Raw genomic sequence first — 14,403 nt, forward strand, 5'->3', positions numbered from 1 at the left:
GCCTCATGAGGTGCGATGGCATCGCGACGAGAAACGCGGGCTATTCTGCAGGCGAATAAAATCGGCAGGGGTATCAATATCAAAAATAATTTCCGGATATTCCAGTTCCAGTCGTTGATGCCGACCGCTGAGCAGAGCTTTGCGGACAGATGAACCGTCAGATCGGTTCAGCCGCTGTTGCAAATAGCGGCTGGCAACGAGGATGGGATGGCCCGGTATTCCTTGATAATGCGGAAGGAGCGAACCGTTATAGCGCAACGGCCACATGGTGCGGAACACATCAGCCGTGATACAAGGCAGATCGCCGTGGGTGATAAAGCAGTATTCGCTTGTCACGGCACGGGCCCCGCAAATCACGGATGAGAACAACCCATGTTGATAATCCGCATTATGGGCCAGCGTTATCCTGGGATTGTTGCTATACCGTGTCTGCAGTTCCTGCGCGTGAAAACCCGTCACCAGAATAATACGTGAGCAAAATTGCAGGGCATTTTTAATACTTGCATCAAGTATTGTTCCCTCTTGCCAGGGTAACATCATTTTCCATTGCCCCATTCGGGAGGACAACCCGGCGGCGGTAATAATGCAGTCGATCGGCTTCATAGCTCTCTTTAAATAATGGAAATGAACCTGATTAATGGAAAATATACCGCAAGATGACGCCTTGTTTTGTGATTTGGGTGCGTCTGCCAGCCCGTTACTTATTTCCACCGTCGGCGCTGGCGGCAAAACCAGTACGTTGTTGTGGCTGGCTGAATTATTTGTCCGGGCCGGACGACGGGTCCTGTTGACCACCACCACGCATATGTATCTACCGGCGCAGATGCCGGTTGTTATCTGTCGCGATCCGCGGCGGCTGTCGCCAGTCGTCTGGCAACAGCCGCTGCTGGCCTGTTTTTCCGCATGGCTGCCGCAGGCTGGAAAAGTAAAGGGTTTTACCGGCGAGCAACTCGATGGACTGGTGGCGCAGGCTGACGTCGACGTGGTGCTGGTAGAAGCCGACGGCGCTCACGGTTTTGTACTCAAAGCGCCAAACGAGCATGAACCTTGCATCCCTGATTCAAGTCGCTGCGTCATTGCCGTGACGGGAGGCGGGTTGATTGGGCAATGTATTGGTCCTGGGACGGTTCATCGATGGCCCTTTTTTTCCCGAATAACCGCCGCCGTACCGGGTGACAGGCTGAGCTGGCCGATGCTGCATCGTTTCATTCAGCATCCTGAAGGGGCCTTTAAAGATACGCCGACGGGTGTCCGGCGCATCTGGTTACTTAATCAGCTTTCTCAAAATGATAATTTGCTGACAGCCGACCTGCTGACCGATGGCGATGTTGATGCCATCTGGGCGGGATCCGTTCAGGCGCGTCCGGCAATCACGCGCAGACGAGTGAGAGAGTGAGATCCACTCTGGGGTGAAAAGGGATAGCCATCGAGGTTGTTATGAATATTTTCTCAGAAGCTGCAAGACTCGAAGAACAGAATCGCCCGTTTGCGCTGGCGCAGATTGTTGACAGCAGAGGCTCAACGCCCAGGCACTCGGCGCAGATGTTGATCCGCGCTGACGGGACCATTGCGGGAACTATAGGCGGCGGGATGGTGGAGCGAAAAGTGATTGATGAGGCACTGGTGGCGCTGGGTGAGAAGGCGTCGCGAATGTTTCACGGCAGGATGGCGCGCAACGGGGCCGATGCCGTTGGCTCTGACTGCGGAGGCGCGATGTCGGTTTATATCAGCGTGCATGGCCTGCGGCCGCGCCTGGTGCTGATTGGCGGCGGACACGTCAACCGCGCAATTGCGCAAATTGCGGCGCTGGTGGGGTTCGAAATCGCCGTTGCCGATATCTATCGGGAGAGCCTCAATCCTGATTTTTTCCCTCCGTCGACCCAGCTGCTGCATGCCGAAACCTTTGGTTCCGCGTTAGAAAAGCTGGACATTCGCCCGGACAACTTTGTTCTCATCGCCACCAACAATAAAGATCGCGAAGCGCTGGATCGGCTGATTACCCAGCCAGTGGCCTGGCTTGGTCTGTTGGCCAGCCGCCGTAAGGTTCAGGTTTTTTTACGTCAACTGCGTGAAAACGGGGTTGCGGAAGAACACATTGCGCGTCTGCATGCGCCGGTGGGCTATAACATTGGCGCAGAGACGCCAAACGAGATTGCTATCAGCGTCCTGGCGGAGATCCTGCAGGTGAAAAATCAGGCCGCTGGTGGCCTGATGATGGCGGTGGATCATCCCTCACAGCATCTGCGGGTCGTGATTCGCGGTGCCGGAGATATTGCTACCGGGGTGGCGCTGCGGCTCTGGCATGCCGGATTTAAGGTGATCATGCTCGAGGTTGAAAAACCGACGGCGATCCGCCGCAGCGTGGCCTTTGCCCAGGCGATATTCGACGGTGAGGTGACGGTAGAGGGCGTTGTCGCCCGGCGCGCAGCGTCGGTACATGAGGCTATTCGTATCGCCGAAAATGGGGCCATCCCGCTTCTGGTCGATCCAGTGTGCCACTCCCTACACGACCTGAGGCCCGCCTGCGTGGTGGATGCGATTCTGGCGAAGGGAAACTTCGGTACTCATTGCGGGCTGGCACCGGCGGTGATCGCGCTTGGCCCCGGTTTCTGTGCCGGAAAAGATTGCCACGCGGTAATTGAAACCCATCGGGGCCACTGGTTAGGTCAGGTGATTTACCACGGCTGCGCTCAGGCAAATACCGGGATCCCGGGCAATATTCAGGGCCACACGTCGCTGAGGGTAATCCGCGCTCCGGTGGCCGGCGTGCTACAGGGGCGGGTGCGGCTGGGAGATATTGTCAACGAAGGGGAGACGATCGCCACCATCGGTGACCGGGAGATTCTGGCCCCGCTGGGCGGGATGGTGCGTGGGTTATTAAACGATGGCCTGGTGGTTAACAGCGGTTTCAAAATCGGTGATATCGATCCGCGCGGCGCAGACGCCGATTATACCAGCGTATCGGATAAGGCCAGAGCGATTGGCGGTGGCGTGCTTGAAGCGCTAATGACGCTAATGCACCGAGGCGTTAAGGCGAAAGAAGCGGTGTTAACGGTCGCCTGAGCCTGATATCCCGTGGGCTGGTCCTGTAAAAATCGCCCGGAACATCACCGGGCGTATCGAGGGTTACTGGTTTTCTCAGACCTTGTTTAACCCGCTATCACGGTTCCGGTTTTGCCTTCAATTCCTTCTTGAGCCTTGCTCAGAACCGTAATCAGTGCTTGACGTCCGGGACGGGAACGCGCGAACGAGGCGGCAGCCTCGACTTTCGGTAACATAGAACCTTTCGCGAAATGGCCTTCGCGAATATAGCGTTCGGCATCGCTGAGCGTGAGCCTGTCCAGCCACTGCTCATCCGCTTTGCCGAAGTTGATGGCGACTTTCTCCACCGCGGTCAGGATAATCAGCATATCGGCGTCAATCATCGCTGCCAGTTTCGCGCTGGCCCAGTCTTTATCAATCACCGCGCTGGCACCCCGTAGGTGGTGGCCTTCACGAATGACGGGGATACCGCCGCCGCCTACGGTAATCACCACATGACCCGCTTCCATCATCGCTTTCACCGTCTCTTTTTCGATGATATCCACCGGTTGTGGCGATGCGACAACGCGGCGGTAGCCGCGGCCGGCATCCTCTTTCATGGTGTACCCCTGGCGGGTCAGCTGCCTGGCGTCTTCTTCGCTAAAAAAGGAGCCGATAGGTTTGGTTGGATGTTTAAATGCGGGGTCGTTGGCGTCCACTTCGACCTGGGTAATCAGCGTTGCCACGGGCACGGTCATTCCTCGGGAAAGGAGTGCTTCACGGAGTGCGTTTTGTAAGTCGTAGCCAATGTAGCCCTGGCTCAGGGCGACGCAGACCGACATTGGCAGCATGGGCGTGTGCGCTTCCGTTTTAGCAGCGGCTTCAAAAGCGAGGTTAATCATCCCCACCTGCGGACCATTTCCGTGAGTCACCACCACCTGGTGTCCCTGCGCAATCAGGTCAACGATGGCCTGCGCGGTTTGTTTAACGGCCTGCATTTGCCCGGCCAGGTCGTCCCCTAAGGCATTTCCGCCAAGGGCGAGAACAATTTTCTTACTCATTCATTCCTCACTTTAGGGTGCATTTCCGCTTACGGGAGCGTTAGCGATTGAAAAGGGATGGCGGCGCAGGAAACGCCCCTGGCCTGCGGTGCCGGTAAAGTGACCGTTATCGAAGATCACTCTGCCGTGAGACAAGGTCTGGCGAATAGCGCCCTGACAGATAAACCCCTCCCACGGGGAATAGTCAGCGTTGTCATGCAGCATTTCATGACGAATGGTGGTAGTCCGACGCGGATCGATGATCGCCACATCGCCATCGGCGCCGGGTGCCAGCAGCCCTTTTTTCGGCCACAGACCGAACAGTTTTGCCGGCGTCGCGCTGGTGAGAGCCACGAAACGTTCCGCCGAAATGCGTCCGGTCATCACCCCGTGGGAGAACAGGAGCAGCAAACGATTTTCGACTCCCGGCAGACCGTTTGGACAGCGGCTGAAATCGCCACCGGAAAGCTGCTGGCGTTGGGCCATGGAGAAAGCACAGTGATCGGTGGCGACAACATCAATCGCGCCATCGCTGATGCCGCACCACAGGGCATCGTTATGCCTGGCATTACGCAGAGGTGGACTGAGCAGAAACTGCAGGGCATCTTCACGCTCATAGCAGCGTTCGTCGAGCAGCAGATACTGTGGGCAGGTTTCTACCCATACCGGCTGATGGCGGGCCTGGGCGAGACGTAGATAGTCCAGACCCAGACTATTGGAGAGATGCACAATGTATAGCGGTGCGTTGCCGGCAAGCTGTGCCAGATTGATCATCCGCGCGATGGCTTCGGCTTCGCACTCAAACGGGCGACTTAAAGCGTGATAGCGCGGGGCGGTCTTACCGGCGGCAAGAAACTCAGCGCGCTTTTGCGCGATAGCGGCATCATTTTCCGGATGTACGGTCGTTAATGCCCCGGCACGCTGTAGATGACGCATCGCCTGCAGCACCTCGTCATCATTGAGTTTGTACTGGTAGGTCAGGTAGAGCTTAAAGCTACTGATCCCCGCCTCGACCATCATCGGGATCTCATCAAGAATCGCGTGATTTATATGCTGGATAACGCCATGAAAACTGTAGTCAATCACCGCTTTATAAGCGGCATATCCGTGGTAGGCCTCCAGCTGGTGGCGTAACCGACAGCCGGCAGGGCCAAAGCCCATATGATCGATGATGGTTGTTGTACCGCCACACGCGGCGGCGCGGGTACCGGTAAAAAAATCATCACAGCTGCGGGCGAGTCCGGTATCAATATTAAAGTGGGTATGAACATCGATGCCGCCGGGCATCACGTAGCAACCTTCGGCATCAATAGTGTCGCAAGGTTGGTCAGGCGTTATCTGGGGGGCCAGGCGGCTGACCAGACCGTTTTCAATGAGCAGATCCTGTTTAGCCCGGCCGTCGGCATTGACGACGATGCCATTTTTAATCAGTACGCGCATAAACACTCCAGACTCCCGTCGCGAAGCGACGGGAGGGGTTGCAGTCAATGATTATTCAGTGGCCAGCCAGCTAAGCGGAATGGCGGCATACATCGCGGCACAGGTCACCAGATGGGATTTCCAGGTCTTCTCATTAGGCGCATGGGCTTCCGGTTCTTTACCTGGCCCAAAACCGATGACCGGAATGCCGTGACGGCCCATGATGGAGACGCCGTTGGTCGAGAAGGTCCATTTATCAACGACCGGCGCTTTACCAAACAGCCCTTCATAGGCATTGCTTAGCGCACGGACGGTGAAGTGGTTTTCTTCCACTTTCCAGGTCGGGAAATAGCACTCGGTCGGGTAGACCAGCCCGGTCCAGGACGGACGGTCATAGTTATACATCGACACCACCGCGCCGGCATTTTGTACGGCGGGCAGGGCGCGAATTTCAGCCAGAGCGCCTTCCCAGGTTTCCCCCCAGGTCAGGCGCCGGTCGATGGAGACGGCGCAGCTGTCGGCAACGGCGCAGCGGCTTGGCGAGGTGAAGAAAATTTCGGAAACGGTCAGGGTGCCTTTGCCCAGGAACTCATCATTGCCCAGTTTGTGCGAGAGCTCCTGCAGTTCATTGAGGATTGGTCCCATTTTGAAAATCGCGTTATCGCCGCGTTCCGGCGCGGAACCGTGGCAACTGATGCCCTGGACATCAACGCGAATTTCCATACGCCCGCGCTGACCGCGGTAGATCTGACAATCCGTTGGTTCGGTGCTGACAACAAACTCCGGGCGAATACCTGACTGCTCGATGATGTACTGCCAGCACAGCCCATCGCAATCTTCTTCCTGAACGGTGCCGGTGACCAGCAGGGTGTACTCATCTTCCAGTCCGAGGTCTTTGATAATTTTACCGGCGTAGACCATTGAGGCCATTCCCCCCTCCTGGTCAGACGTTCCACGACCGCCGATTAACTCATCGGTCTCCATGCCTTCATAGGGATCGAAATTCCAGTTCTTGATGTTGCCGATGCCGACGGTATCGATATGTGCGTCCATCGCGACGAGACGCGGGCCATGGCCGATATAACCAAGAACGTTGCCCATCGGGTCGATGACCACTTTGTCGAAGCCGACCTTTTCCATCTCTTCTTTAATGCGATGGACAACGCGTTTTTCATCACAGCTTTCGCTAGGTATTGCCACCATGTCCCGTAGAAAACGGGTCATGTCCTGCTGGTAGTGGTTTGCTTTTTCAAGAATAAGTTTGAAGGGAATGTGCTTAGCCATGAATCAGTTCTCCAGTTTTTGTTTCCCGCTCAGCGGGATGAATTTGTCAGTGTTCTGAGGAATTATTGGGCTGCCGGATATTTACCTTCCCAGACGACTTCCCGGTAGTGCTCCACATCGGTATCGCCTTCAGTACTGATAACCAGCACCACGGAGCGGCTATCCAGTCCGAGCTTATTCATCAGCGCTTCGCGCTGTGGATGGAAATGTACGGCGGAGAGAATGCCCAGACCGACAGCGCCAGACTCTCCGGAAATCACCCGCGGATCGGTACCGAGAGGATTACCCAGTACGCGCATCCCGAGCGCGGCTACGGCATCCTGACAGGAGATAAACTGGGTGGCGCAGTTGCGCAGAATGTCCCAGCCCAGCGGATTGGGTTCGCCGCAGGCCAGGCCAGCCATAATCGTGGCCATGCTGCCGCCAACGTTGACGATTTGACCTTTGACGCCTGAACGGTAGAGACAATCCGCCAGCTCTGGCTCAACGATAACCGAATGCAGATCGCGTGCGCCGAAGACGTCCACCAGATAACCGAGCACGCCGCCGGCCATCGCGCCGACGCCAGCCTGCAGGAAAACGTGGGTCGGACGAGCAATGCCCATTGCCGCCATCTGCTCTACCGCTTCATCGGCGAGGGTGGCGTAACCTTGCATAATCCAGGTCGGGATTTTGGTATAACCTTCCCAGGCGGTGTCTTGTACCACTTCCCAGCCGTTTTGCCGGGCGGTTTGCATCGTGAAGCGTACGGTATCGTCATAGTTCATCTCGGTGACGATACACCTGGCGCCAAGCCGCAGGATGGCATCAACGCGCTCCTGGGCAGAACCTTTGGGCATATAGATCACGGCATTCTGTCCCAGCTGCTGTGCCGCCCACGCCACGCCGCGTCCGTGGTTACCGTCGGTGGTGGTGGCAAAGGTCATCTTTTCTTTGATGCTGGATTTGAAGGTTGCGAAGGAAAATGCGTTGATATCCAGGTGATATTTTTCGCACAGCAGCTGTGCGATAGCGTAGGCGCCGCCCAGCATTTTGAATGCGTTCAGACCGAAACGCTGCGACTCGTCTTTGACCAGAATCGTACTTACGCCGAACAGAGCAGCCAGCGATTTGAGGGCATACAGCGGCGTCGGTTTATATCCGACGATTTTTTGATGAAAATGTCGTGCCTGTTGCGCCTGCTGGCGCGAAAACAGCGGGGATGTTTCGCCGGTAAAAAAACGGTTTTCGGCAATATCCATTTTCAGTGAGAAAGCAGACATACTCTGTCCTTATCCATCATGCGGAGAGTGTGATGCTGGCCTGCAGGCCAGCCTGATAGGTTACTTGACGCGTTTTTGTGCTTCGTTGAGCAATTGCTCCAGCAGCTGGCCAGGTCTGGCGTATTTGCGGCACAAAATCATGGCGGCGATGATGTATGGCTTCCAGCTGGCTTCTTTGTAGGTGGCGATACGGTATTTTTCGAAGACCGCTTCGGTGACTTCCCCCTCGTCGCAGGAGACGCCGGTGATGTCGGCAGGCAGACAGTGCATATATAGCGCCTCGCCGTTTTTAGTCTGCGCCATCATCTCTTCAGTACAGTGCCAGTCTTTATGGTTGGCGTTTTGCGCCAGGCAGGCCTGCTCCAGCGCTTTTAACCCATCATGATCGTTAGCGCGCAGCAGTTCGGTGCGTTTTTCCATCACCTTATAAGGTGCCCAGGACTTCGGATATACAATGTCCGCATCCTTAAACGCTTCTGCCATATCGGTGACCTGACGGAAGCGGCCGCCAGAAGCTTCGGCGTTGTTTTTCGCCACGTCGATGACGTCCGGAATCAGATCGTAGCCTTCCGGGTGTGCCAGAGTGACGTCCATACCAAAGCGGGTCATCAGACCGATAATTCCCTGAGGCACCGAGAGAGGTTTGCCGTAACTTGGCGAGTAGGCCCAGGTCATGGCGATTTTTTTACCTTTCAGGTTTTCCAGCGATCCAAAATGTTCGCGCAGCCAGGCAAGATCGGCCATTGCCTGCGTCGGGTGGTCGATATCGCACTGCAGGTTAATGAGGGCCGGGCGCTGCGGCAGTACGCCCTGTTGGAATCCGTCGTCCAGCGCGTCGCCGACTTCGCGCATGTAGGCATTGCCGGCGCCAAGATACATGTCGTCGCGAATACCGATAACGTCGGCACAAAATGAGATCATGTTGGCGGTTTCGCGAACGGTTTCGCCGTGGGCAATTTGTGATTTGCCTTCATCAAGGTCCTGCTGCGCGAGACCTAACAAATTCAGCGCTGAGGCATAGGAGAAACGAGTGCGGGTTGAGTTATCGCGAAAAACGGAAATTCCCAGCCCGCTATTAAAGGCCTGGGTGGCAATATTCTCTGCACGCAGCGTCTTTAAGGCTTCGGCAACATCCAGCACCTGTTTCAGCTCATCCGGAGACTGTTCCCACGTCAGCAGGAAGTCTTTATCGTGAAGGTTGGAGTTGAGGTGGTTGATATCCTTAATCAGTTCGTTAACAGTTTTCATTTTTAGGTCCTGGTAGTGAATGACGAGCTTAATGATTGCTGTGCGGTCGGGAGCGGCGAGCGTGAAGTGGCGACGGCCAGCGCTGTATATTCACTAACAATAACTGTGCCAGTTCCTGATAAAGAGTCTGACGTAGAGATAAATGGCTGTGATTATGCGATGACGATCACGTAAACATCGGTGCTCGAGGGGGTGAGGTAAATAAGATTCATTTTCGTTATGCCGGCTGCCATTCGGTTTCTTTTATTCAGCGGCCGCAGAGCGGGGAAGAAGAGACAGCTTCATCGTCAAATTGATAAAAAACCGCTGCGAATTCTCATATTGATATGAAAATGTGATATCGCCTCCATATTTCCGTCAAAGAGTGAAAAGGGGATTTTATCTGCATCAATTCCGTTCAACCCTGGAGTAGTATCATCGGGAAAGAATAAAAATAGTTTTCGGTTAGTGAGAGTAAGGGTTCATTATGATTTCCTCTAACACCTTATCCGTATTGATGCAAATTCAACCTACAATTCAACGGTTTGCTCGTATGCTCTCCAGCGTGCTTCAGCTTGAGGTCGAGATTGTCGATAACACACTCTGTCGCGTCGCCGGAACAGGCGCGTACGGGAGATTGCTGGGAAAAAAGTTGAATGAAGATTCGCGACTTTTGCGTTACATAATAGAAACAAAAAAAGACAAAGTTGTTACCCATTCTCGTTTTGATCCTCTTTGTAAAGGATGTGCCAGTAAGGAAAGTTGCAAAGAAAAAGCGTTTCTTGGCACTCCTGTTATTTATCAGGGACAGTGTGTGGGCGTTATTAGCCTTATTGCGTTAACCCGCGAGCAGCAGGAGCGAATTAAAGATAATCTTCACGAATTCTCCGATTACGTTCGCCATGTCTCATCAATATTCGTTTCGCGGCTGCTGGAGGGGCAGGGCAGTAGCGATAATATTCAAAAAATATTTTTGACCATGATTGAGAATATGGATCAGGGGGTGCTGGTGGTCAGCCTCGATCAAAAGATAAAATTTGCCAACCAGACGGCATTAAAGATTCTTGGTGTAAATCAGGGAAATATGGTCGGCAAAACGATTAATTTTCGTCCGTTAACCTTTGAGCATAATTTTGTGCGCGGCCATATGCAGCATGTGATCTCCTTTGATGACAAGAAAGAACTTATTATCGGGCAGCTGCATGCTGTTCAGGATCAGTGGCTATTCTTAATGGCTTTTCATCAATCGCACGCCACGACGGATTTCAGTGCGGCGCAGGACGAGCCGCAGATTGAGCAGCTGATTGGCGAATGTCGCCCGATGCGTCAGTTGAAAAAACTGATAAGCCGCATAGCGCGTGGTCCGTCCAGCGTGATGGTTGCTGGCGAAAGCGGGACCGGAAAAGAGGTTGTCGCCCGCGCCATTCATAAGCTGAGCGACCGACAGGCAAAGCCGTTTATTGCCATCAACTGTGCGGCTATCCCCGAACAGCTGCTGGAGAGCGAGCTGTTCGGTTACGTAAAAGGGGCATTTACCGGCGCGTCGGCCAACGGTAAACCCGGGCTGATACAGGCGGCGAATCACGGTACGCTGTTTCTCGATGAGATTGGCGATATGCCCCTTACGCTGCAGGCAAAGCTGCTGAGAGCAATTGAGTCGCGTGAGATCCAGCCGGTAGGGGCCAGTCACCCGGTTCCGGTCGATATCCGCATTATTTCCGCCACCAACCAAAACCTGGCGCAGTTTATCGCCGAGGGTAAATTTCGTGAGGACCTCTATTACCGGCTTAACGTGATTCCGTTAAGGTTACCGCCGCTACGCGAGCGGCAGGATGACATCGAGCTGCTCATTCACCATTTCCTGCAGCTGCATACCCGCCGTCTTGAGCTGGTCTATCCCGGCGTCTCTCCCGAGGTCATCGGTTTGCTTAAGCGCTATCATTGGCCTGGCAATATCCGCGAGCTGAGCAATTTGATGGAGTACCTGGTCAACGTTGTGCCATCGGGTGAGGTGATTGATGCGTCATTGCTTCCGCCAAACTTAATCTGCAGCGGTAAAACCACCGGGCGGGATGCCAGCCTGCCTGGCGAGATGGCGGAGGTTAAAGAGGAAGAAGGGAGCACGGCGCTGGAAGCGATGGAAAAACAGATGATTCGCGACGCTCTGACTCGCTACAGCAATAAGAAACAGGCGGCGGATGAGCTGGGAATTGGCATTGCCACGCTGTATCGCAAAATTAAAAAGTACGAGCTGATTGGCATCTGATTCTTGAACGGACAAGGATAGCCCTTATGCTAAACGTATGGCGGAGCGGCGGCGGGTTATCACTCTGAGAGCGGTAATTATCAAAATCATCTCTTCCTGACTCAGGCTTGAGGTTTGACGCATTCACTGCTGCCGGTAAAGCTATCGCTTCTGGCTATGAGACCAACAGCAGGCAGTGCTTGCTCGCTTCAGTCTGCATTTTTGTCTATTTTTTAACCAGGTGGCGTCATTATTGCTTTGTAACCCTGTCTTCGGCTGCTGAGGTAGCCGGTTAGCAAACATGATAAGGACAGGATTATGGCGCAACTAAATGAGAATACACCTCCCTTAGCCGTATCACCGATAACACCATTTTTTGCTAAGTCTCGCATCATTGCTCGCCCCGGATTTAACCGTTGGCTGGTGCCACCGGCGGCGTTAGCCGTGCATTTATGCATCGGCATGGCTTACGGTTTTTCCGTCTTCTGGTTGCCAATGTCGCAGTTAATTGGCGGTACACACCCCCTGCAGTGTCCGGCTGAGATGTCATTCTGGCAGCAGCTATTTACCCGAGAATGTGACTGGAAAATTTCGCTGCTGGGTTGGACCTATACCTTGTTTTTTGTTTTCCTTGGCTGCGCCGCGGCACTCTGGGGAAGCTGGCTGGAAAAAGTCGGTCCGCGACTGGTGAGTCTCGTCGCGACGCTGTGCTGGTGCGGCGGGTTGCTGCTCTCCGCTCTCGCCATTTACAGTCATCAACTGTGGCTACTCTGGCTGGGAGCCGGAGTGATTGGTGGTATTGGCCTGGGACTGGGCTACATATCGCCGGTTTCTACGTTACTGCGCTGGTTCCCGGACAAGCGCGGGATGGCTGCTGGTATGGCGATCATGGGCTTCGGCGGCGGGGCACTGGTCGGCGCGCCGTTAGCTAACTGGCTGATGAACTTTTTTGCCGGCCCGCAAGGAAACGGCGTCTGGCAGAGTATCCTGGCGCTGGCGGGGATCTACTCGCTGTTTATGTTGTGCGGTACGTTTGGCTACCGTTTGCCGCCGATGGGCTGGCATCCCTCGGGGGAGAAAGCGCAAAAGGTGATGCGTAATCATTCCACCATACAGGTGCATGTCAGCGTGGCGTGGCGAACGCCCCAGTTCTGGCTGCTGTGGCTGGTGTTGTGGTTGAATGTCACCGCCGGTATCGGCATTTTGGGTATGGCATCACCCATGCTGCAGGAGATTTTTGCCGGAAAGCTACTCTCGCAGGACCTGAGCTGGAATGAATTAAGTGGCGAACAGCTGAAGCGGATTGCGACGATGGCCGCCGGATTCACCGGCCTGCTCAGTTTGTTTAATATTCTGGGGCGTTTCTTCTGGGCTTCGGTGTCGGATCTGTGCGGCAGAAAGACCACCTTTGCCTTAATTTTTTTGCTGGGGGCGTTGTTATACGGGACGTTGCCGCTGACCAATCACGGTGGCTATGTGGCGCTTTTCGTCTGCGCGCTGTGCGTCATTATTTCGATGTATGGCGGCGGCTTTGCCACCATTCCGGCTTATCTGGCCGATGTATTTGGTTCTCAGATGGTCGGAGCGATTCACGGTCGTCTGTTGACCGCCTGGTCCGCTGCCGGCATTAGCGGCCCGGTGCTGGTGAATTACCTGCGAGAATATCAGCTGGCGCAGGGCATCGCCCCGGCACGGATCTATGATATTACGCTGCTGGTTTTGACGGTATTACTGGTTATGGGTTTCATCTGCAACCAGCTTGTGCGCCCGATTGCGGAAAAATATGCCATGACCGCCGAACAGCAGCAGCAGGCTAAGGGCATGTATACCATTAATGCCAACGCGCAATTGACATGGGAGGCCCGTCCCTCCGTTGTGCTGCTAACGTTAAGCTGGTTTGCTGTGGGGCTACCGCTGCTGTGGGGAATAGGCACGACGATGCAACAGGCAATAAAATTCTTCATCTAGCAGGAGGTAGTGCACGTACCGACTGAACGCAACCGTTGCGCTGTCTGAGGCGTGAGATCCCTTGTATTTTGTCACAGCCCCGCAGAAACGATCGGGGCTGCAACATATAGATTCCATTTGAATAACGATTCCTATTCTCTGCTGCGGTGATACACTGACAAACTGTGATCTTTGTCATACCGTAATTCATACCGAGAAAAGAGACACTGCTATGCAACATATCATTGAGGGTTTCCTCAACTTCCAGAAAGAGATCTTCCCGCAGCGTAAAGAGCTCTTCCGTAGCCTGGCCTCCAGCCAGAATCCCAAAGCGCTGTTTATCTCCTGTTCTGACAGCCGCCTGGTACCGGAACTGGTGACCCAGCAGGAACCTGGACAGCTCTTTGTCATTCGTAACGCGGGGAATATCGTGCCCTCATTCGGACCAGAGCCGGGCGGCGTGTCCGCGACTATCGAATATGCCGTTGTTGCCCTGGGCGTCACCGATATTGTCATCTGTGGCCATTCCAACTGCGGCGCGATGACTGCGGTTGCGACCTGCCAGTGTCTGGATCCGATGCCGGCAGTGGCGCATTGGCTGCGCTATGCCGATGCCGCAAAAGCGGTGGTCGAAAAAGGCACCTGGAACAGTGAAATCGATAAAGTGAATGCGATGGTGCGGGAAAACGTTATCGCACAGCTGAACAACATCAAAACTCACCCGTCGGTTGCCGTCGGTCTGCGTGATAAGGCGCTGCGCCTGCACGGCTGGGTTTACGATATCGAAAGCGGGGCGATTGGCGCGCTGGATAAGAACACCAAAACCTTTGTATCGCTGTCGGAGAACCCGGCCGTCTACTTCGAGTAATTTCTCTCTTCAGGGCAGGGAAGCCCTGTATCTCAGCGTACCGTTTTTGACTCGTCCTCCCGTTCTTATTCCTGTTCTCCTCTCTGTGGC

At 54.6% G+C, this 14,403-nt stretch carries 11 protein-coding genes; 5 read left to right on the plus strand and 6 right to left on the minus strand.

The genetic code is table 11. The annotated features are described in order from the left end of the window. Positions 1-3: 3 nt before the first annotated feature. Positions 4-603: an NTP transferase domain-containing protein gene (locus AC236I_RS10950; protein ID WP_004862839.1), complete on the minus strand. Its 600-nt coding sequence runs from the start codon at positions 601-603 to the stop codon at positions 4-6. 34 nt (positions 604-637) lie between these two features. Between AC236I_RS10950 and yqeC the strand changes: the two genes are divergently transcribed. Then, entirely contained in the window at positions 638-1,396 is a 759-nt protein-coding gene (yqeC, locus tag AC236I_RS10955; RefSeq protein WP_487608798.1) for a selenium cofactor biosynthesis protein YqeC, read from the plus strand. A gap of 41 nt (positions 1,397-1,437) precedes the next feature. Then, positions 1,438-3,063 carry a selenium-dependent molybdenum cofactor biosynthesis protein YqeB gene (gene yqeB / locus AC236I_RS10960; protein ID WP_200382700.1) on the plus strand — a complete coding sequence of 542 codons (1,626 nt, stop codon included), beginning with the start codon at positions 1,438-1,440 and terminating at the stop codon, positions 3,061-3,063. Positions 3,064-3,149: 86 nt separating this feature from the next. On the opposite strand, the gene arcC is transcribed toward yqeB, so the two are convergent. From arcC to ygeW, 5 genes are all read right to left on the minus strand, one after another. Further along, positions 3,150-4,082: a carbamate kinase gene (gene arcC / locus AC236I_RS10965; protein WP_004862832.1), complete on the minus strand. Its 933-nt coding sequence runs from the start codon at positions 4,080-4,082 to the stop codon at positions 3,150-3,152. Between the two features lie 12 nt (positions 4,083-4,094). Then, positions 4,095-5,501, minus strand: a complete 1,407-nt coding sequence (gene hydA, locus AC236I_RS10970; RefSeq protein WP_004862828.1) for a dihydropyrimidinase — start codon at positions 5,499-5,501, stop codon at positions 4,095-4,097. Positions 5,502-5,552: 51 nt separating this feature from the next. Next, complete coding sequence (locus AC236I_RS10975; RefSeq protein ID WP_004862825.1) at positions 5,553-6,764, minus strand: YgeY family selenium metabolism-linked hydrolase; 1,212 nt, start codon at positions 6,762-6,764, stop codon at positions 5,553-5,555. 62 nt (positions 6,765-6,826) lie between these two features. Beyond that, a complete protein-coding gene (gene dpaL / locus AC236I_RS10980) occupies positions 6,827-8,026 on the minus strand; it encodes a diaminopropionate ammonia-lyase (protein ID WP_004862823.1) in 1,200 nt (399 codons plus the stop codon). A gap of 60 nt (positions 8,027-8,086) precedes the next feature. Continuing rightward, the gene (gene ygeW / locus AC236I_RS10985) at positions 8,087-9,274 is read right to left on the minus strand and encodes a knotted carbamoyltransferase YgeW (protein WP_004862818.1); all 1,188 of its coding nucleotides are present in this window, start codon (positions 9,272-9,274) and stop codon (positions 8,087-8,089) included. Positions 9,275-9,740: 466 nt separating this feature from the next. On the opposite strand from ygeW, the gene AC236I_RS10990 reads away from it, so the two are divergent. From AC236I_RS10990 to AC236I_RS11000, 3 genes are all read left to right on the plus strand, one after another. Then, positions 9,741-11,519: a sigma-54 interaction domain-containing protein gene (locus AC236I_RS10990; RefSeq protein WP_015584180.1), complete on the plus strand. Its 1,779-nt coding sequence runs from the start codon at positions 9,741-9,743 to the stop codon at positions 11,517-11,519. Between the two features lie 297 nt (positions 11,520-11,816). After that, entirely contained in the window at positions 11,817-13,466 is a 1,650-nt protein-coding gene (locus tag AC236I_RS10995) for an OFA family MFS transporter (RefSeq protein ID WP_032716412.1), read from the plus strand. Positions 13,467-13,677: 211 nt separating this feature from the next. After that, complete coding sequence (locus tag AC236I_RS11000; protein WP_004862810.1) at positions 13,678-14,313, plus strand: carbonic anhydrase; 636 nt, start codon at positions 13,678-13,680, stop codon at positions 14,311-14,313. Positions 14,314-14,403 lie beyond the last annotated feature (90 nt).

The organism is Klebsiella sp. Sb-30 (assembly GCF_057652795.1).

What these genes read in the sequence shown, in the direction of transcription:
- ygeW (WP_004862818.1), bottom strand. Translation starts at nt 9,274, where the DNA reads ATGAAAACTGTTAACGAACTGATTAAGGATATCAACCACCTCAACTCC.
- AC236I_RS11000 (WP_004862810.1), top strand. Translation starts at nt 13,678, where the DNA reads ATGCAACATATCATTGAGGGTTTCCTCAACTTCCAGAAAGAGATCTTC.
- dpaL (WP_004862823.1), bottom strand. Translation starts at nt 8,026, where the DNA reads ATGTCTGCTTTCTCACTGAAAATGGATATTGCCGAAAACCGTTTTTTT.
- AC236I_RS10990 (WP_015584180.1), top strand. Translation starts at nt 9,741, where the DNA reads ATGATTTCCTCTAACACCTTATCCGTATTGATGCAAATTCAACCTACA.
- arcC (WP_004862832.1), bottom strand. Translation starts at nt 4,082, where the DNA reads ATGAGTAAGAAAATTGTTCTCGCCCTTGGCGGAAATGCCTTAGGGGAC.
- AC236I_RS10995 (WP_032716412.1), top strand. Translation starts at nt 11,817, where the DNA reads ATGGCGCAACTAAATGAGAATACACCTCCCTTAGCCGTATCACCGATA.
- hydA (WP_004862828.1), bottom strand. Translation starts at nt 5,501, where the DNA reads ATGCGCGTACTGATTAAAAATGGCATCGTCGTCAATGCCGACGGCCGG.
- AC236I_RS10975 (WP_004862825.1), bottom strand. Translation starts at nt 6,764, where the DNA reads ATGGCTAAGCACATTCCCTTCAAACTTATTCTTGAAAAAGCAAACCAC.
- yqeC (WP_487608798.1), top strand. Translation starts at nt 638, where the DNA reads ATGGAAAATATACCGCAAGATGACGCCTTGTTTTGTGATTTGGGTGCG.
- AC236I_RS10950 (WP_004862839.1), bottom strand. Translation starts at nt 603, where the DNA reads ATGAAGCCGATCGACTGCATTATTACCGCCGCCGGGTTGTCCTCCCGA.
- yqeB (WP_200382700.1), top strand. Translation starts at nt 1,438, where the DNA reads ATGAATATTTTCTCAGAAGCTGCAAGACTCGAAGAACAGAATCGCCCG.